Origin of the sequence: Streptomyces beijiangensis (genome assembly GCF_017315755.1) — a bacterium.
GTDB classification, from domain to species: Bacteria; Actinomycetota; Actinomycetes; order Streptomycetales; family Streptomycetaceae; genus Streptomyces; species Streptomyces beijiangensis.
In genome coordinates this window covers 1-214 of record NZ_JAFLRJ010001431.1, presented here as the reverse complement: position 1 = coordinate 214, position 214 = coordinate 1, and the positions used below count along the sequence as shown (strand labels likewise).

At 71.0% G+C, this 214-nt stretch carries 1 protein-coding gene; it reads right to left on the bottom strand.

Annotated features, from left to right (window positions below):
* Positions 1-214: beta-L-arabinofuranosidase domain-containing protein (locus J0695_RS42145; RefSeq protein WP_206970083.1), on the bottom strand; the 214-nt coding region annotated here is incomplete at both ends.

Below are 214 nucleotides of genomic sequence, written 5' to 3'. Positions count from 1 at the left end.
TTCCAGGCGTTGGTGGCGATGTCGCGGTAGCGGGTGGTACCGGTGGCCTTGTACTCTCGCGCCGCGCCGATCCACTTCGGTACCTGGGTGTTGGCGTGCAGACCGTCGAGCCGGTCCTGGCCGGCGGCCAGGGGGTCGAAGACGGCGGCGTGGTCGAAGCGGCGGGCGACGGTGAGCCAGCGCGCGTCGCCGGTCTGCTGGTACAGGTCGGTGA